14 protein-coding genes are annotated in these 16681 nt (G+C 71.7%); 7 read left to right on the forward strand and 7 right to left on the reverse strand.

The annotated features are described in order from the left end of the window. Positions 1 to 99: 99 nt before the first annotated feature. On the reverse strand, positions 100 to 684 hold the full coding sequence (locus ACFYW7_RS29755; protein ID WP_389507912.1) for a Clp protease N-terminal domain-containing protein: 585 nt from the start codon (positions 682 to 684) through the stop codon (positions 100 to 102). 300 nt (positions 685 to 984) lie between these two features. On the opposite strand from ACFYW7_RS29755, the gene ACFYW7_RS29760 reads away from it, so the two are divergent. Continuing rightward, the gene (locus ACFYW7_RS29760) at positions 985 to 1413 is read left to right on the forward strand and encodes an SRPBCC family protein (protein WP_389507914.1); all 429 of its coding nucleotides are present in this window, start codon (positions 985 to 987) and stop codon (positions 1411 to 1413) included. 108 nt (positions 1414 to 1521) lie between these two features. On the opposite strand, the gene ACFYW7_RS29765 is transcribed toward ACFYW7_RS29760, so the two are convergent. After that, positions 1522 to 2169 (reverse strand): PadR family transcriptional regulator, encoded by a 648-nt coding sequence (locus ACFYW7_RS29765; RefSeq protein WP_389507916.1) that lies wholly within the window; start codon positions 2167 to 2169, stop codon positions 1522 to 1524. Positions 2170 to 2478: 309 nt separating this feature from the next. Here ACFYW7_RS29765 and ACFYW7_RS29770 point away from each other — a divergent pair, with 309 nt between their 5' ends. The 3 genes from ACFYW7_RS29770 to ACFYW7_RS29780 are packed head-to-tail and all read left to right on the forward strand — an operon-like array spanning position 2479 to position 4599. Continuing rightward, positions 2479 to 2841 (forward strand): MarR family winged helix-turn-helix transcriptional regulator, encoded by a 363-nt coding sequence (locus ACFYW7_RS29770; RefSeq protein ID WP_389507999.1) that lies wholly within the window; start codon positions 2479 to 2481, stop codon positions 2839 to 2841. Then, positions 2838 to 4271, forward strand: a complete 1434-nt coding sequence (locus tag ACFYW7_RS29775; protein WP_389507918.1) for an MFS transporter — start codon at positions 2838 to 2840, stop codon at positions 4269 to 4271. Before ACFYW7_RS29770 ends, ACFYW7_RS29775 begins: the two co-directional genes overlap by 4 nt. A gap of 34 nt (positions 4272 to 4305) precedes the next feature. After that, positions 4306 to 4599, forward strand: a complete 294-nt coding sequence (locus ACFYW7_RS29780) for a DUF1330 domain-containing protein (RefSeq protein ID WP_389507920.1) — start codon at positions 4306 to 4308, stop codon at positions 4597 to 4599. Between the two features lie 312 nt (positions 4600 to 4911). On the opposite strand, the gene rph is transcribed toward ACFYW7_RS29780, so the two are convergent. From rph to ACFYW7_RS29795, 3 genes are all read right to left on the reverse strand, one after another. Further along, on the reverse strand, positions 4912 to 7512 hold the full coding sequence (gene rph / locus ACFYW7_RS29785) for a rifamycin-inactivating phosphotransferase (RefSeq protein ID WP_389508001.1): 2601 nt from the start codon (positions 7510 to 7512) through the stop codon (positions 4912 to 4914). Between the two features lie 723 nt (positions 7513 to 8235). Next, positions 8236 to 9108, reverse strand: a complete 873-nt coding sequence (locus tag ACFYW7_RS29790) for an RNA polymerase sigma-70 factor (RefSeq protein ID WP_389507923.1) — start codon at positions 9106 to 9108, stop codon at positions 8236 to 8238. Continuing rightward, positions 9105 to 9680: a carboxymuconolactone decarboxylase family protein gene (locus ACFYW7_RS29795; protein WP_389507926.1), complete on the reverse strand. Its 576-nt coding sequence runs from the start codon at positions 9678 to 9680 to the stop codon at positions 9105 to 9107. The genes ACFYW7_RS29790 and ACFYW7_RS29795 overlap by 4 nt, the downstream gene beginning before the upstream one ends. 315 nt (positions 9681 to 9995) lie before the next feature. On the opposite strand from ACFYW7_RS29795, the gene ACFYW7_RS29800 reads away from it, so the two are divergent. Beyond that, positions 9996 to 10805, forward strand: coding sequence for a PhzF family phenazine biosynthesis protein (locus ACFYW7_RS29800; protein WP_389507928.1), 810 nt, complete (start codon positions 9996 to 9998; stop codon positions 10803 to 10805). 139 nt (positions 10806 to 10944) lie between these two features. Here ACFYW7_RS29800 and ACFYW7_RS29805 read toward each other — a convergent pair whose 3' ends face one another. Then, the gene (locus ACFYW7_RS29805) at positions 10945 to 11745 is read right to left on the reverse strand and encodes a CPBP family intramembrane glutamic endopeptidase (RefSeq protein ID WP_389507930.1); all 801 of its coding nucleotides are present in this window, start codon (positions 11743 to 11745) and stop codon (positions 10945 to 10947) included. 184 nt (positions 11746 to 11929) lie between these two features. Here ACFYW7_RS29805 and ACFYW7_RS29810 point away from each other — a divergent pair, with 184 nt between their 5' ends. After that, the gene (locus ACFYW7_RS29810) at positions 11930 to 13696 is read left to right on the forward strand and encodes a substrate-binding and VWA domain-containing protein (RefSeq protein WP_389507932.1); all 1767 of its coding nucleotides are present in this window, start codon (positions 11930 to 11932) and stop codon (positions 13694 to 13696) included. A gap of 281 nt (positions 13697 to 13977) precedes the next feature. On the opposite strand, the gene ACFYW7_RS29815 is transcribed toward ACFYW7_RS29810, so the two are convergent. Then, positions 13978 to 15495 carry a glutamate--cysteine ligase gene (locus tag ACFYW7_RS29815; protein WP_389507937.1) on the reverse strand — a complete coding sequence of 506 codons (1518 nt, stop codon included), beginning with the start codon at positions 15493 to 15495 and terminating at the stop codon, positions 13978 to 13980. Between the two features lie 541 nt (positions 15496 to 16036). On the opposite strand from ACFYW7_RS29815, the gene ACFYW7_RS29820 reads away from it, so the two are divergent. Continuing rightward, the gene (locus ACFYW7_RS29820; protein ID WP_389507939.1) at positions 16037 to 16621 is read left to right on the forward strand and encodes a hypothetical protein; all 585 of its coding nucleotides are present in this window, start codon (positions 16037 to 16039) and stop codon (positions 16619 to 16621) included. Positions 16622 to 16681: the final 60 nt, after the last annotated feature.

Raw genomic sequence — 16681 nt, forward strand, 5'->3', positions numbered from 1 at the left:
GACTGGACTCCCGCATCCGGTCCCGACGAGGCCCGTCGGCCACGCGCGCGAGACCGCCGGTCCGGCCCGCCGGGACCCGGCTCCGCGCCCTCCGGAACCTCAGCGGCCCGCGTCGCCCGGGGCCACCCGCCCCGCACAGCCACGCTCGACGCGCTCGAGGAGCGGGGGGAGATCGACCCCGGCGCGCCGGAGCACCTCGACCGCCCGGGACCGGGGGTCGGAGACGAGCGCGGCGAGCAGGTCGAGACCACGGGCCCGTTCGTCGCCCCGCAGTACGGCGCGCTCGTACGACTCCCCCATGGCACCGGCCGCCACCGGGGACCAGCCCTCCTCCGCCACCGCGAGGGCGGCACCGGAGTCCTCGACGGTGCCCTGCCAGCGCAGCCCGTACCCGATGCTGCGCTGGACGAGGTAGCCGAGCAGCCGGGCGACCTGCGCCCCGCCGTCGAAGACGGCACGCACCTCGGGGTCCGACTCCAGCAGCGAGTGCAGCAGGTGGGCCGTGTCGATCTGCCGATCCCCGTCCCGGAGCGCCCTTCTGCGCGCGCCGGAGACGACCGGGGCCAGCTCCGCGCCGAGTCCGGCATCGACGTCGGGGCGGTTCCGGCCGCCGTCACGGGCGGACTGCCGGGGGATACGGGACGACACAGCCCCCACCTCATCAGTCACGCGATGCCGGGTCATCCCCGGCAGGCAGCATCTTCACGTCCCACGCAGGTTGGGCAACCCTGCGCGGATTCTCCTCCTTGCGGATGAGTTCACGCCGATTCCCCCCTTCGAGCGCGCGCCGCCTTGCCATCTCCCCCGCGCGCGAGGAAGGGGATGGACCGCCCACCGCTCGACCACGGCCTCGGCGCGTCCCCACCCGCCACCCTCCACCCGATTCTGACGGTTCATCAGTATTGAATGTTCCAGGGCCTGCGGCTACGTTCCGCGAGACCGTAGCTGCGCCGGGCGCAGCGCCCGACACGAAGAGGTGGTCGCATGGCCGAAGTCAGCGCGGAAGCACGCATCGAGGCGCCCGCCGAGAAGATCTGGGCCCGGCTGACGGACTGGTCCGCGTACGGCGAATGGAACGCGACGCACACCGGTTTCCCGAACGGCGGCCCGGAGAGGTTCGAGGTGGGCGGCACCTTCGCGGAGAACATGAAGCTCATGGGCTTCCCGGCCGAGGTCGCCTGGACCATCGAGGAACTGGAGCCCGGCCGCACGCTGGCCATCCGCGGCAAGGGCCCGATGTCGGTCATCGTCTTCACGCGCTACACGCTCACGCCCGACGGTGAAGCGACGTCCGTGCGCATGGACGGGGAGTTCACGGGTGCGGCCGTGTCGCTGATGGCCGGCAAGCTCAAGGACTCGGCGACGGCCGCCCTCGACGAGTCGCTGCGCAAGTTGGCCGGGCTGGTGGCCTGACCCTCCCCCGCCCGCGCGTCACGGGAGGCGGCACCCGACGCCCCGTACGCGGAGAGGCGCCCCGTGGAAACGCTTCCGCGGGGCGCCGGCAGATACCACAGCACGCCCTCAGTCCTCGTCGGCGAGGATCAGGTACAGCTTCTTGCGGGCTTCGTTGATGACCGCCAGCGCCTTGTCGCGCTGGCCCTTGCTGCCGGTCTTCCAGACCTGGCCGAAGGCCTCCATGAGACCGAAGCCGGCCTGCCGGATCTCCTGCAGCGACTCCCAGTCGACCCCGCGCCCGGCTTCTTCCCAAGGCGCCTCGGGGCCCTCGTCGGCCGCGCTGCGGCCGGACTCGGCGAGCGAGAACAGCTTCTTGCCGCCCTCGGCCTCGCTGGTGATCAGACCCTCGTCCTCCAGCAGCTGAAGGGTCGGGTACACCGAACCCGGACTGGGCTTCCACGCCCCGCCGCTGCGCTCGGCGATCTCCTGGATCATCTCGTAGCCGTGCATCGAGCGGTCCTTGAGCAGGGCGAGGATCGACGCTCGCACGTCACCGCGCCGCGCCCTCCCCCGCGGTCCGCCCCGGCCGCCGCGCCCACCCCAGGGACCCGGGCCGAAGCCGGGTCCACCGAAGCCGGGACCGCCGGGACCACCCGGCCCGAAGGGCCCGAAAGCCCCGCGCCGCCCCTCGAAGGGACCCCGGCCGCGATGACCGGGTCCGCCGTGATGTCCGTGTCCTTGTTCGTATCCGAAGTCTTCTCCACGGGAACGCATCGCCATCACTCCATTCCATCGTTGATCGGTCGCGATGCGTCAACGATATATCGGTACTGTTCTTATGGCAACCCTGCACGTCGTTGCGGGTTCATCGGCCAGGACCAGCGCGGCGGCGGCCTCCGAGACGTCACCGGCTCCCGGCGGTCGAGGCCGCCCGCACCGGTCGGCCATTTCCATAAACTATGAATATAAAAGGGCTATGCTTCGAGCATGAGTCGTCAAGACACCGCTCCCGGCGCGTCCGCCGCCATCGGGGCAGCCCTCTACGGCCTGGCCACCAGGGCCGCGAGACGCCTGCCCCGGGACATGAGCCTGACGTCCGCCGCCACCCTGGCCACCCTGGACCGGACCGGCCCGCGGCGCATCACCGATCTGGCCGCGGCCGAGGGCGTCACCCAGCCCGCGATGACCGCCCTGGTCCGGGTGATCGAGGAGTCCGGCCTGGTCGAGCGGCGGGGCGACGCGTCCGACAAGCGGGTCACGCTGGTGTGCCTGACCGAGGCCGGCGCCTCCTATGTCCGGACGCGGCGCCAGGCGGGCGTCCACGCGTTCGAGCGGTTGATCGGCGGGCTCAGCGGCGACGAGGTCGAGGCGCTGGTGGCGGCCCTTCCGGCGCTGAAGCATCTGGCAGAGCTCGAGAGCCAGGACCGCGAAGGGCCCAAGCAGTGACCGGGCAGCCGGTCGGCGGGGTCTCGGTGAAGGCGTTCCCGGTGGCGCGTTCCGAGACACGGCTGCTGGTCCCCGCCCTGACGTTCATCGCTCTGGTCGTGGCGGCGGTCGCCAGCCTCGGGACGCCGCTCATCACCAGCGTGGCGACCTCGTTCCACGTCTCGCTCGGCAGCGCGCAGTGGACGCTGACCGCCGCGCTGCTCAGCGGCGCCGTCGCCACGCCGGTCCTGGGCCGGCTCGGAGCCGGCCCGCACCGGCGGGCCACGATCCTCGCCACGCTGGCGGTCGTCGTAGCCGGCAGCACGCTCACCGTGCTGCCGCTGCCGTTCGCGTGGCTGCTGGCCGGCAGGGCGGCCCAGGGTGTCGGGCTCGGGCTGACGCCGCTGATGATGGGCGTGGCCCGGGACCACCTCCCCGAGGAGCGCGGCGCGGCCGTGATCGCCCTGATCTCGGTGGTCTCGATCATCGGGGCCGGCGTCGGCTACCCCCTGGCCGCGCTGCTCGCCGAGCTCGGCGGGGTACGGGCCGCCTACGGCCTCGGCCTGGTCGTCACCGCCGCCGCCCTCCTGACCGCGTGGCGCTCCGTGCCCGAAGCCCCCGAAGGGCGCTCCGCCCACGTGGACGTGGCAGGCGCGGTCGTCCTGGCCGCCGCGCTGCTCCTGGTGCTGTTCCTCGCCGGCGAACGGAATCTGTGGAGCCGGCACCTCGCCGTGGCGGCGGGCCTCGCCGTCGTCGCGGTGGTGCTGCTCTGCGTCTGGGCCGTCGTCGAGCTGCGCGGCACGACGCCCCTGGTCGATGTGCGGGCGGTGCGGCACCCGGCGGTCGCCGGGGCGAACGTCGCCATGTTCGTCGGCGGGATCGGCATGTACCTCCTGCTCACGCTCATCACCCGGTACGCGCAGACGCCGCACGGCGCCGGCTACGGCTTCGGGCTGACGACCTTCGTGGCGGGGCTGGTCCTCATCCCGTTCTCGGTGCTGGGGTTCGTCGCCGGCAAGCTCACACCGCGGGTCCGGACGCGGATCGCCGACCCCCTGCTCCTGGCCGGCAGCGCCGTCGTGGTCGGCGGCGGGTTCGCCCTGTTCGCGGCGGCCCGGTCGGACCTGGTCGAACTGTTCGCGGCGATGGGCGTGCTCGGCTTCGGCGTCGGCGGCTTCTCGGCCGCCATGCCCGGCGTCATCCTGGCCGTCACCCCCAAGAGCGAGACGTCGAGCGCCATGAGCTTCAACTACGTCGTCCGCAGCGTCGGGTACTCCCTGGGCAGCGCCATCGGCGGCCTGGTCCTCGCCGCGGGCACCGGCCCCGGCCACCTCTTCCCCGACGACAGCGCCTACACCACCGCGGCGCTGGTCGGCATCGGCGCCATGGCGATCACGACGCTGACGAGCCTCGCTCTCGCCCGCCGACGCTCGTCCGAGACCAACCCGTAAGTCAGATGCACTCATCCCGAACACTGGAGGTTCCATGCCCAAGGGCTACTGGGTCAGCGCCTACCGCACCATTTCGGACCCCGAGAAGCTGGCCGCCTACAACAAACTGGCCGGTCCGGCCGTCAAGGCCGGGGGCGGTCGGGTCCTCGTCCGTGGCGGTCGGGTCGTGGCACACGACGCCGGAACCGCCGAGCGCACCGTCCTGATCGAGTTCGACAGCTTCGAGCAGGCCGTCGCGGCGCACGAGAGTGCGGCCTACCAGGAGGCGCTGGCCACCCTCTCCGACGGCGTCGAGCGTGACTTCCGCATCGTCGAAGGCATCGGCTGACCGAGGTCCCGTCGGATCTTCGGTGAAGATCCGCAAGGAGGACCGCGCCGACCACGTCCACGGGGGCCGAGCGGGCGACGCGCCCTTTGCGGGCACGCGACAGGGGGCGTCCCCGGCACCGCCGCGAACGCGGGGCCGCACCCTGTTTCCCGCCCTCACCCGCGACGCCCGCGCCCCCGTCCGCCCCCGGCCCCCTTCGCCGACCCGCTGCCCTCCGACCCGCCGGCCCTCCGACCCGCCGGCCCTCCGGCCCTCCGGACGGGACGACCTTCTCCCGCCGGAAGTCACGGCCGGGGTCTCCCGCGCGGCCGGTCAGGGAAGGATCTCGACGTAGCCGTCGGTTCCGTGCACTCGGATCCGCTGCCCGTCCCGGATCAGCCGGGTGGCCCGCTCCACGCCCACCACGGCCGGCAGTCCGTACTCCCGGGCGATCACCGCGCCATGGGTCATCTGGCCTCCCACCTCCGTCACCAGGCCGGCGATCCCGACGAACAGCGGCGACCAGCTGGGGTCCGTGAAGGCCGTGACCAGGATGTCGCCCGCTTCGAGGTCGGCGTCCGCCATGTCGAGGACGACGCGGGCCCTGCCCTCGACCGTCCCGGCGGAGACCGCCAGACCGCTCAGGGCCCCGGCCGGCACGTCGTCGCGCCGGTACGCGCCGGTGAGTGCCTCACCGTCCGAGGTGAGAACCCTGGGCGGTGTGAGCGCGTGGTACGACCGGAACTCCTCCTTGCGCCGCTGGACGAGTCCGCCGTCCACCCGGTTCGAGCGCACGACGTCGTGGAGCTCGTGGAACGTGAGGTAGAAGACGTCTTCCTTCTCCTGGAGCACACCGGTCCGCACGAGGCGCTCGGCCTCCTCCAGCAGGGCTCGCTTGTAGACGAAGTAGCGGCTGACGATGCCGTACTTCGGGTACTCCCGGTAGCCGATGAAGCTTCTGACCTGGTCGATCATCCGCTTGACCTCGTCGGCCCTCCGGTCCCCGTCCGGCAGGTCCCGCAACCGCGCCAGGACGTCCTGCTCCTTCTGCCTCGCCTTCCGCCGCCCTTGCTCGAAGCGCCGCCCGGCGGCGCCCGGTTCGAAGTTCCTGACGTTGTCGAGGATCACGGGCACGAGCGTGGCGGGCCGCTCGCGCCAGCGCGGCCTCGTGATGTCGATCTCCCCGACGCAGCGCATGCCGTACCGGTCGAGGTAGCCCTCGATGGCGTCGCGCGCCGCGGACCCGCCCGGGAGCTTCGCCAGCTCGTCCAGGAAACCCTCGTCCTCGACGCCCTGGAGGAACTCGACCACCTCGGGGTGCGGGCGGATCACGTCGGCGACGTCGAGCAGCGCCAGACCCATCTCCGACGTGACGTTGTCAGGGGCGGACAGGGTGAGGGTGTCGGCCGCGTTCGTCTCGCCCAGCCACTCCCGCAGCCGGTCGTTCAGCCACCACGTGGCCTCCATCCCCGCCATGATCGCCTGAAAGTTCAGCGGATCGCTCAGGACCCTCCTGTGCTCCTCGAAGGCCTCCAGCAGGAAGTCGAACAGCTCCGGTCCGGTCCTTCTCCGGATGTCACGCTCGAGGGCGGCGACGGATGCCTCGCTGCGCCCGATCAGCTCGGCGACGACGGCCGGATCGACCTCGGCCGGGACGGCCGCGCCGTCGGCCGGCGGCGCGCCGGTACCCGCGGCGTCCGGCAGCGAGGGGACGAAGTCGCCGCGTTCGAGGACGGTCTCCAGCGCGTCCCTGACCAGCGGATCGCCCTTCCCCATGGCGTCCAGGAGCCCGGCGCGGCTCGCGGGCGAGGCCAGGCGCGGGGTGACGTCGACGAACAGCCTCCCACCGGCCTCGTGCATCGGCACCAGCGCCGTCAGCTGCCACATCGAGAACCCCAGGGGCTTCATGGGGTCGGTCATCATCTGCCCGTGGCCGACGGAGACGTAGACGCGATTCTCCTGGTCATCGCGCTCGGGGACGGGGAACAGCGTCGTGATGGGCCGGCTCTGGACGATCTGGAAGTCATCGTCGACCAGGCACCATTCGATGTCCTGCGGACGGCCGAAGTGCGCTTCGATCCGCCGCCCGAGCCCGACGAGCCGCACGGCCTGCGCATCCGTCAGCGCCGGCTGTTCCTGCCGCTCCGCGTCGACCGCCACCTCCCGCGTACCGCCGTCCGGCAGGGCGTGAACGGCCCGCTGCTTGGCGGCGATCGTCCTGGCGACGACTTCGCCGTGTCGCACCTTGAAGACGTCCGGGTTCACCAGACCGGAGACCACGGCCTCACCGAGACCGAACCCGGCGTCCACGGTGGCGACCTTCCGGTCGCCCGTGACGGGGTCGGCCGTGAACAGGACGCCGGCCGCCTGCGGGAAGGCCATCCGCTGCACGACCACGGCCATGTGGACCGCGCGGTGGTCGATGCCGTTCCGCCTGCGGTACGTCACGGCCCGCTCGGTGAACAGCGAGGCCCAGCACCGGCTGACGTGCCGGAGGATCGCCGTCGGTCCCATGACGTTCAGGTAGGTGTCCTGCTGGCCGGCGAAGGAGGCCGTCGGCAGGTCCTCCGCCGTCGCGCTGGATCGCACGGCGTACGCGGCCCGCTCGCCGGACCGACCGAGCGCGCGGGTGATCGCGGCCGCGAGATCGTCCGGGACTGCAGTCTCTTCGACGGCCCGGCGGATCCGCGCGCTGAGCGTGCGGGTCGCCTCCCGGTCGTCGGGGTCCGAATGCGACAACCGATCGAGCAGCTCGTCGACCGACGGCACCTCCGCCATGATCCGCCGGAAGGCGTCCGTGGTCACGCAGAAGCCACCGGGCACACGGACTCCGTCGACGCGCGACAGCCCACCCAGGTGCGCGCCCTTGCCGCCGACGACCGCCACCCGCGTCTCGTCGGCCTCTTGGAGATCCCACACGTACGGCTCGATCATCGCGATACCTCCGAGGCCCTCGTACTCCGTCGCGCTGCGGTGGCCGATCGGATCACCGGCGTCTCCCACTCTTCCCGACCTCTCGTCGAACACGTCGTCATCCCCGGGTGTGCTCCCTCCGCCGGGCCGGCCGACGGCTCGGGCCGGCGCACCGCCACCCTCCCGCGCCCGACACCCTGGGCCGCACGGCCGGGCCCACCACGGGCCCTGCGCAGGCGCGTCCCTCGTACCTCGACAACAACTCACGCACGTCGTGCCCTCATATCCGCAGCTTGTGGCATCGGCCGGCCATTCTGCGCCGTGACCCGGGCCTTGCGGCAAGCCCCCCGGCGCGCTATAAGTTGAGAGTGGCAAGGAGAGACTTCTCCCTGCCTTTTCCTTTGCCGTCAGGCGGCCCTGATCCGGGACTCCTCGTCCACCGGGTGGCCGTCCCGCGGTTCCTCCGCCCCTTGACACGGTGAACCTCCGTTCCCGCAGGGCGAGTTCACGTGATGTCCCCGGGGCGCACGATGTCGGGGCACCCCGCGCACCGATGGGTGTCGGCGATCACGCGCACCACAGCATGACGGGGCGTCACTCCCGCCCCGGCCGTTCGGCCATACGGCCCGGCACCCCCGTCGGTCCGCCGGCCGCGGCCCCCGGATCACGCAACGCCCCGAGCCTGCCTCGACAGCCGCCTGGACGAGGTGACCCGAGCCGCCCAGCACCCGGACCGGCCGGGGCCTACCTGGCGAGGGTCGCCACCTCATCGAGGCTCGTCAGCTTCCCCGGGTTCCTCACCAGGTAGACCCTGGTGACCAGCCCGTTCTCCACCACGAGACTCAGCGCGGTGGCCAGTTCGCCGTCGATCTCGATCCGGCCCGCCGGCGCGCCGTTGAGCCACACGAGCGTGGCCTCGACCACGGCCGCTCCCGGCCGGTTCGCGCGCGCCAGCACCCTCGCCACCGGCTCGACTCCGTGGATCGGGGCGGCCACGGCGGCCGCGATCCCGCCGCCGTCGGCGATGAGGACCACGTCGGGAGCCATGACCTCCACCAGCTCCTGCAACCGCCCGGTGCGCAGGGCCGCGAGGAACCGCTCCACCACGGCCTGCTGCTCCGTCCTGGTCACGCGCATTCTCGGCTGCCGGGCCGCCACGTGCTCGCGCGCCCGGCGGGCGATCTGCCGCACGGCGGCCGCGGACTTCCCCACGGCTTCGGCGATCTCCCCGTACGGCACGTCGAAGACCTCACGGAGCACGAACACCGCCCGCTCCGTCGGACCGAGGGTCTCCAGCACGGTCAGCATCGCGATCGAGACGCTCTCCGCGAGTTCCACGTCCTCGGCGACATCGGGGCTGGTCAGGAGCGGCTCCGGCAGCCATTCTCCGACGTAGTCCTCGCGGCTTCGCGACAACGACCGCAGCCGGTTGAGCGCCTGCCGGGTGACGATCCGCACGAGGTACGCCCGCGGGTCACGCACCTGCGACGGGTCGACGCCGGCCCATCGCAGCCAGGACTCCTGCACCACGTCCTCCGCGTCGGCCGCCGAGCCGAGCATCTCGTAGGCGACCGTGAACAACAGGCTGCGATGGGCCACGAACGGGTTCTCGGTCATGCCCGCGACACCGTGCCGGGCTCGGAACGCGTGGCCAGGGGGATCTCGCAGGAGTCGGCGAAGCCCTGCGACTCGATCCCGTTCGCGTTGTTGTTCCTGGTCGCCATGTTGACGAAGGCGATGAACGCGGTGAGTTCGACCATCGCCGCCGGTCCGAGCCGGTCGAGCAGGCTCGCGTACAGCTCGTCGGTGACGGTCAGCGGTGTGTCCGACATCGCCTCGGCGTACTCCAGCACCTCCCGCTCCAACGGCGTGAACACCGACGACTCCCGCCAGTCGGGCACCTGGCTCGCCTTGACCTGATCCAGGTCCTGGTTCAGCGCCTGGAAGTAGCCGACGTCCAGGCACCAACCGCACCCGACTTTTGCCGCGACGGCCATGTGGGCGAACGACTTGAGGCCGGCGTCGGCCGCGTCCCACCCGCCCACCCGAGCGGAGAACTCCAGGTTGGACCGGGCGACCTCGGGACTGTGCCACACCACCTCCACCGGCGTCGGCACGGCACCGAGCTGCTTGATCATGCTCTCGCTGAGTTCGGCCGGGAGTTCGGCCTTCGGAACGCGAATCACCATCGTGTCCTCCTCGGACGTCTGCCTTCTCGGCATGAAGACACCACCGCTCCGTCCGATGTGACATCCCCCCGTCCCCACCGCCCGGACACCTGTGCCACCCCTGAGACCCTGCCGCCCATCACCCCTCGGCCGTCCGCGGCTCCCGAGCAGCCCGTGTCTCCCCTGACTCCCGGGATTCCCGAGCCGCCTGCGCCGGTCTCGCGGCGCCTGCCGGTCCCTTCCCCGGCCGGATTCACCTCCTCCCGGACCGACAAGAGGCCAGCACCCCGGAATTGGCCTTGTCCCGCGGCTTCCCCCGGCCGCTAACTTCGGGACATGCGCATTCGTATCGTCGACGCCTTCACCGACCGTCCCTTCGCCGGCAACCCCGCCGGGGTCCTCCTCCTCGACTCCTTCCCGGACGACACCTGGCTCCAGAACGTGGCCCAGGAGGTCAACCACGCGGAGACGGCGTTCACCCACCGTCTTCCCGGCGGCGGCGAGGCCGACTGGGCGCTGCGCTGGTTCACCCCCACCACCGAGGTCGCCCTGTGCGGGCACGCGACCCTCGCGGCGGCGCACGTCCTGCACACCACGGGTGCCCACCGGGGCCCGGTGCGCTTCGCCACGCGCAGCGGCGTCCTCATCGCCACCCCCGAGGCGGACGGCTCCATCACCCTGGACTTCCCGACCGCGCCGCTCACCCCCGTCGAGATTCCCGACGGGGTCGCCGAGGCGCTCGGCGCCAAGCCGCTCTCCACGTTCGACACCGGCCCGAACACCGGTGACCTGCTGGTCGAGCTGGCCGACGAGCAAACGGTCCTGGGGCTGGCCCCGGACCACAAGGCGCTCGCCCGCTACTCCGAGCGCGGCATCATCGCGACCGCACGGGCCGAAGACCCCACCCGGGGACACGACTTCGTCTCCCGCTGCTTCTTCCCGAACGTCGGCATCGACGAGGACCCGGTCACCGGCAGCGCCCACACCGCGCTCGCCCCGTTCTGGTCCGAGCGCCTCGGCCGCCCGGTTCTCACCGGCCTCCAGGCCTCCTCGCGCTCCGGACTGGTCCGCACCGAGGTGCGCGGCGAGCGCACCCTCCTGTCGGGACACGCGGTCACGGTCATCGAGGGCGACCTGCTCGCGTGACCGGTCCGCGGAACGCGTGCGTCGGCCCACGGCGTCCGCGTACCGGCCCGCAGGACGCGCGCGACAACGCGCGCAGGGGCGTACGACAGTGCCGTACGCCCCCGCAGCGATCAGCCGCCGCTCGGCCGGCGCGCTCCGCTCACGCCGTCGGCAGCCACCCCACCCTGCCCGCGAGCAGCGCGTACCCGACGAAGGCCCCGATGTCGAGCAACGAGTGCGCGACCACGAGCGGTCCGACCCGGCCCCACCGTCGGTACAGAAGGACGAAGACGACGCCCATCGCCATGTTGCCGACGAACCCGCCGATGCCCTGGTAGAGGTGGTAGGAACCCCGCAGCACCGCACTCGCCATCAGCGCGGTGCCCGGTGTCCAGCCCAACTGCCCCAGTCTGCGCAGCAGGTACCCGACGACGATGACCTCCTCCAGCACCGCGTTCTGCACGGCCGAGAGAATCAGTACCGGGAACTTCCACCACACGTCGGGCAACGCCTCGGGCACCACCGTGAGGTTGGCTCCGAACCCACGGGCCGCCAGGTAGAAGGCGATTCCCGTACTGCCGATCACCGCGGCGACCACGGCACCCCGCCCGAGGTCCGGCCAGGGGCGCGAGCGGTCGAAACCGATCACCCGCATGCCCTGGCCCTCGCGCATCAGCAGGTGGGCGACGAGCGCGACCGGCACGAGAGCCGACGCGATGCCGAACAGCTGCCAGGCCAGGTCGAGCCAGGGACGGCCCGGCGCCGCCGAGGCGTTGAGGGTGGCCGCCTGGTCCTTCAGACCTCCCGGCTTGGTGACCGACCCGACAAAGCTGATCAACGCGGACACGCCGCTCGCGCCGAGCGACAGAGCCAGGACGAGCAGCGTCTCGTCCCGGAGAATCCGTCGCGCCAGTCCCTCCTTCGGAAAGGAATCGGCCACCGACCCAGCCTCCACCTGCACTCCCGCCTCCAGTTGGGTATTCCCGTCTCATCCCCGTCTTCGCCCCGCTAGGGTCTCGAAAGAAGTTGCGAAGATCGCGCGCGACAGGCCGTCGGGGGATGGGCACCGTACGGGGTGTACTTCCCCTCTGCCTGTTCTACGGCTGTCTCAGAACTCAGGCTCATCTGGGAGGGACATCACCGTCATGGGACGTCACAGCTTGCCCGACGCGCACCGGGCGGGCTCCGCCGGCCCCCGGATCCGCGCACGCCGCCGCAACCTGGCCATCGCCACGGCGCTCGTCCTCACCGTCGCCGGAGGGACGGCGGCGGCCCTCCGCGGCGGGCTGCCGTCCTTCGGCGAGTCCTGCCAGGACGACGCCGTGCACATCGAGGTGGCCGCCTCGCCGGACATCGCGCCCGCGCTGAGGGCCGCCGCCGAGGACGCCCGGTCGAAGAACATCACCTCCGACGGCCGTTGTCTCGACGTCGCCGTGCGGGCTCGTACGTCGTACAAGGTCGCCGGCGCGCTCCGGTCGGGGAAGAGGTCCGACGTTCAGGTGTGGGTCCCGGACTCCGACGTGTGGGTGCAGCGCGTCTCCGACACCACCACCGCGACGCAGGTCACCAGTGTCGGCAACGTCGCCTCCTCGCCCGTCGGTGTCGCCATGGTCCCGTCGGCCGCCAAGGGGCTGGGCTGGCCCGAGAAGACGTACAGCTGGACCGAGTTGCTGGGGGCGACGACCAAGGCCGAGGGGCTCAGGCTGGGCGCCGCTGATCCCGTCCGCAGCTCGACGGGACTGCTCGCGCTCACCCGGCTCAGCGCCGCCGCCTCGCAGGTCAAGGGCGGGGACACCCGGGCGGCCGCCATGGCCAAGACCCTGTCCCGGCGCACGTCGGCCAGCGAGAGCCAGGCCCTGGACACCCTGTCCCACGACTCCTCCGGCCGCGCGGACAAGGCCCCGCGCAATCAGGCGCTGCTCCTCTCCGAACAGGCGGCGTTCGCCCACAACGCCGCGCAGGAGGGGGGTGCCGGGCTCGACCTCTTCTACCCCAAGGACGGCGCTCCGCTGCTCGACTATCCGTACACGCTGGTCGACGAGCCGCGGCTGAGCACGGACGAGAGCCGTGCCGCCCTGCGGTTCATGACCTTGCTCGACGAACCGGCGCCTCGGCAGTTCCTGCGCATGTTCGGTTTCCGCACGGACGCGGAGAATCCGTCGGACACCCTGGTCGGCGAAGCCGGCGGACGGCCGCCACAGCCGTACGCGCGGGTCCTGGCCGAGCCATCGTCCGAGGAAGCGGTGCAGGAGGCCCTCGGCATGTGGACGATCACGGTGGCGAGCGCCCGGATCACCACGGTCGTCGACGCCTCCGACTCCATGTCCCAGACGGTGCCGGGCAGCGACCGCTCCCGGATGGAGGTCACCAGGACGGCGCTGCTCCAGGCGCTCGACACGTTCACCCCCGAGGACCAGATCGGGCTGTGGAAGTTCTCCACGAAGCTCGACGGCGCCAAGGACTACCGCGTGCTCGTACCGACCGAACGGCTCGGCGACAGCGCGGGCCGTGGTACCCAGCGCGCGAAGCTCTCGGCGGCCTTCAAGTCCCTGAAACCGGTCCCGGACGGGGACACCGGCCTGTACGACACCACACTCGCCGCCTACAAGGCGGCGATGGCCTCCTATGTGAAGGGCCGGTTCAACGCGGTCGTCGTCCTGACGGACGGGGTCAACAAGGACCCGGGCAGCATCTCCCGGTCCGAACTGGTCGAGGAACTGCGGAAACTGGCCGACCCGGGACGCCCGGTACCGCTGATCGCCATCGCGGTGGGGCCCGACACCGACAAGCGGGAGGTCGACGAGATCGCCAAGGCGACCGGAGGCTCGGCTCAGCGGGTCAACGAGCCCTCGCAGATCCACTCGGCGATGCTCAAGGCGATCGTGGCGGCCGGCGCGAACACCCCGGGCTGACCACCACCGACCGCCCGCCACCCGGCCGGCCGGCCACCTGGTCGGCCGGCCGAACCGCGCCTCCGTACGCCTGTCCCCGCCGGCCGACCCGACCACGGCCGGGCCTGCGCCGCCGGGACCGTGCGTGGATCGGCGCCCCGGCGGGGGACCTCGGCCGACGGCGGATCGGCCCGCCGTTCACCCCCGAGGCGCCGACCTCCGAGCCGCTCTTTGGCACACCGCCACCCGGCACGGAGTCCGGCGCCGTGTGCCGCCGTGGCGCGCGGCCGCCCACCCTCGCCTCACCCCAGCGGAACCGGCTCCGGCAGGCCCACCGGCCAGGTGTGCACCGGCTCCCCCAGATGCATCAGCTCGCCGTACCGCCTCGTCGTCGCGGCCAGCGCGGCATCCCGTCCGAGCCCCTTCTCCAGGGCCCGGTGGAAGGTGGCCGCCTGCCAGGTCGCGCCGTTGGTGCGCAGCCGGCACCGGTCCTCGATCACGCCCAGATAGAGGTCCCGGTCGGCGGGCTCGATGCCCCACGCGTCGAGCCCGGCAGCGGCGAGCGGCAGCAACTCGTCACGGACCAGGTTCGCGGCGTCCACCTGTGTGGTCCCGCCGTAGCGGCCCCGTCGCGGCCACTCCAGGCGCGCGTCGATGCCGTGCCGGCAGGCCGCGTCGAAGTTGGCGGCGGCCGCCTCGAAGGACAGCCGCGTCCACACGGGCCTCGGTTCCTCGGCGAGCGCGCGGACCAGCCCGTAGTAGAAGGCGGCGTTGGCGATGACGTCCGTGACCGTCGGGCCCGCGGGCAGCACCCGGTTCTCGACGCGCAGGTGCGGGACGCCGTCGGCGATGCCGTACACCGGCCGGTTCCAGCGGTACACCGTGCCGTTGTGCAGCACGAGTTCGGCGAGCTTGGGTACGCCCCCGAGGTCGAGGACGCCGAGCGGCTCCTCCTCGTCGCAGATGGGCAGCAGCGGCGGGAAGAACCGCAGGTTCTCCTCGAAGAGGTCGTACGCCGACGAGATCCACCGCTCCCCGAACCATGTGCGCGGCCTGACCCCCTGCGCCTGCAGTTCCGGCGGCCGGGTGTCGGTGGACTGCTGGAAGAGCGGGGGCCTCGACTCCCGCCACAGCTCGCGCCCGAACAGGAAGGGCGAGTTGGCCCCGACCGCCACCTGCGCCGCGGCGACGGCCTGCGCCGCGTTCCACACGTCCGCGAACCGGCCCGGCGTGACCTGGAGGTGCAACTGCACCGACGTACAGGCGGCTTCGGGGGCGATGGACCCCGACCGGCAGACCAGCCGCTCCACACCGTCGATGTCGAGTTCGAAGTCCTCTCCGCGCGCGGCGACGATCTGGTCGTTGAGCAGCGTGTAACGGTCGACGTCCGACAGGTTCGAGGACACCAGGTCGTCCTGTCCCAGCGTCGGGAGAATACCGATCATCACGATTCCGGCGTCGACCTCGCTGGCTTTCCGATGCGCGTAGGCGAGCGAGGTGCGGATCTCCTCGGCGAGCCGGTCGAATACGCGGCCGCCCAAGCGGTGTGGGGCTATGTTGACTTCCAGGTTGAACATGGCGAGTTCTGTTTGGAAGTCGCGGCTCGCAATCCTTTCCAGAACTTGCCCATTCATCATTCTGGGCAGGCCGTCGGGCCCTGCGAGATTCAATTCGATCTCCAGCCCCATCAGGTTCTTCGGGCGATCGAACCTCTTCTCCTCCAGCAGTCGCTCCAGCCCCGTCAGACACTGCCGGAGCTTGTCGCGGTAGCGCTGCCGATCGGACAGGCCGAACGTTCCTGCCACGACCTTCTCCCCCATCGAAGCGTCCCTCCTCGGATGGGCAGGCCGATGCTCGGCCCTGGGCGTCCCGGGTCACGGAGGATGATGCCCAGGCAACACGATCCATAACGTCCCGCCCGCGCTCTTCGGCCGCTACGCTGGACTCCGGCCCCCGGGCACATTCACCAGGCATGAAGCAATACGCAAGTTTACCGCCTGTGATGATCTCGCGAAAAGCACCGACGTGAATCGGCCGTCCGCTGCCGCGCAGTATTCCGAGGTCATCGCGATTCGATCGCACAGAATCGGGATGAACCTCTCGTTTCATCGACCTAATTGAGCCTTGCGCTTCATATTCGGGCCGCCTAGACGAAACACCGGCTGAACACGCGTCGTATAAACTCCGCTACCGAGGCAGAGAGTTGGCGCTCGCGGTCCTAGGTCCTGTCGTCTCGGTCACGACGGCAGGCGACAACCTGTCGGCAGATCCAGACCCCTCGCCCCTCTGACCCGAGAGCTGACAGCGCCGTCCGCCCCCGCCCTCGCGCCACTGTGCCTGTCGAATGAGAGGCGACCCACCATGCCGCTGCACGTACCCCCGGCTCCCGCGCCCGCCCTGCGCACCGTCCTCACGGCACTCGGTTCCCCCACCGCTGTCCGCGAAGCCCGAACCCCGTCCCTGCGCCTGGCACAGGGACCCGCCACCCCCGAACTCCCGCTGCCCGTCCACGTCCTGGATCGCATCACTCCCGAAGGCGCCTCCACCACCCGGCTCGCCGGGTGGCGTTTCCTGATCCGTTGCGGCGACCGCGCGGTGGCCGCGGCCGACACCATGCTGACCCCCGACGGCTGGGCCTTCTCGCGCTTCTTCGAAGGCCCCTACATCGCCGCCACCGAACGTGCCGTACGCCAGGCCGAGACCATGCAACAGCCTTACCAGGCACGCCTGTTGTCCGTACCCGAGCTGTACATGCTGACCCTCTGGCTGCACGGCGACTGCACGGCGGACGGCGCCACCGGCCACCCGGCGGCGACCGACCTCCTGGTCCCGCTCGCACCCGCCCCACCCGGCATCGCCGCGCACCGCCCGCACCGGGTCGCCGAACTGCTGCCCGTCCTCACCCACCGGGTCACCCCCGCCCCCTTGCTCAGCTCACCCGCCTGAGCCTTCACACCCGTGCCCCGCGGCCGTCACCCGGCCGCGGGGCACACTGCCGCGCCGGCC

The organism is Streptomyces sp. NPDC002580 (genome assembly GCF_042889485.1).
Lineage (GTDB): Bacteria > Actinomycetota > Actinomycetes > Streptomycetales > Streptomycetaceae > Streptomyces.